The sequence below is a fragment of the Vibrio sp. Vb0667 genome, assembly GCF_033391095.1.
The window spans coordinates 1-1,887 of sequence record NZ_JAWPOL010000096.1 but is presented as its reverse complement, the minus strand read 5'-3'; the positions used below and the strand labels follow the sequence as shown (position 1 = coordinate 1,887).

1 protein-coding gene is annotated in these 1,887 nt (G+C 49.5%); it reads left to right on the top strand.

The features are described from left to right. A partial coding sequence (locus tag R8269_RS23655; protein ID WP_318222707.1) for an FAD-dependent oxidoreductase occupies positions 1–1,887 on the top strand: 1,887 nt, incomplete at both ends.

Genomic DNA, 1,887 nt, shown 5'->3' with positions numbered 1-1,887 from the left:
ATTGTCATCGATGGAAAATATAGAATTGTAGAAGAGGGTCTAACCCTTTTAGAAGCAGCAAAAGTGTGTGGGGTCGAAATCCCTTCACTGTGCGGAATGAACAAAAGTAACGAGAAAATTCCGTGTGATTTGTGTGTTGTCGAAGTGGAAAGTGGCGGAACTAAGCGCGCCTGTGATCTCAAAGTGTACAGCGGTCTCAATGTCGTCACACAATCAGAACAACTGAGTGAGCACCGCAGAAAAGCGCTCAACCGAATCATGACGGACCACTACGCCGACTGTGAAGCTCCATGCAAAACGGCGTGTCCTGCTGGAGTAGACATCCAATCTTATCTCTACCATATCTCGCAAAACGATCATCAAAAAGCGATTGAAGTTATTAAACGCACACTGCCAATGCCGTTGTCGATTGGGCGCGTGTGTCCGGCATTCTGCGAAAGTGAGTGTCGCCGTTCTTTGGTGGATGAGCCGATTGCCATTCGCCAACTCAAACGCCATGCCGCAGACGCAGATTTAGCGGCGCATGAAGCGTATGTCCCAGAGAAAAAACCAGCGAAGCATCGCAAGATCGCCGTTGTTGGTAGTGGCCCCGGTGGCTTAACGGCAGGTTATTACTTGTCGAATGAAGGTTATGACGTCACCGTATTTGAGTCCATGCCAAAAGCAGGCGGTTGGCTACGCTACGGCATTCCTGAATATCGCCTACCCAAAGACATTCTAGACAAAGAAATCGAACTGATGTGCCGCAACGGCATGCAAGTTGAAACCAACAAAAAGCTTGGGGTTGATTTTACGCTGTCTCAATTGAGTGAAGACTACGATGCTGTCTGCTTGGCAGTGGGGGCGTCTCAAGCGGTAGAAATGAATTATTCTGGTAGCGACTTGGACGGTTGTTATCTCGGTGTTGATTACCTGAAAGATTACGTTACAGAACAAAACTACGTTACGGGCAAAAAAGTTGCCGTGATTGGTGGTGGTAACACTGCGATCGACTGCGCGCGTACGGCGCGTCGTGCGGGTGCCGATACCACTTTGATCTATCGTCGAACTCGCGACGAAATGCCGGCCGAAGACTACGAAATCGTCGAAGCTGAACATGAGGGCGTGAAGTTCCATTTCTTGACGAATCCGGCGGAAAACATCGCGGATGAAAACGGCCGGGTGAAGGCAATTCGATTAGAGCGAATGGCGTTAGGTGAGCCAGATGCGTCTGGTCGTCGTAGCCCGAAACCAACGGGTGAGTTCTTTACTGAAGCATTTGATACCGTGATTGCAGCTGTATCGCAAAAGCCAGATCTCAGCTTCTTAGAAAACGATGAGCTGTCCATTCCTCTAACGCGTTGGAACACATCTGAGTCCGACTCGCAAACCATGCACACGGGTACGGGCAATATCTTCAGTATCGGTGATTTTCGTCGTGGTCCTGCGACTGCGGTTGAAGCGGTGGGGGATGGGCGAGTTGCGGCAAAAGCGATTGATCTGTTCCTCAATGGCGATATGGCGGATATGCCGAAACCTGCGTTCAACTCTCGTAAAGAGAAAAAACTGGCGCAGGTTGACCCACTTCATTTTGAAAACATCCAAAAAGTTGCTCGTTCAATCATGCCAGAGTTGACCCCAGCGCAGCGTGAGCAGAGTTTTGCTGAAGTGGAACTGGGCTTTGATAACGAAGAGGCCATGAAAGAAGCGGCGCGCTGCTTAGAGTGTGGTTGTCAAGCGAATACCGACTGTGACTTGCGAGATTACTCAACGGAATATCATGCCGAGCAACATTTCGATGTTTCCGTGGACGTTTCCTCTGCTAGCGTGATTGGTCATCAAGATTGGCTCGATTTGCGAGCGAAAGATCTTCGTCACAAATACGAAGTAGACCGCAGTTCTGAGTTC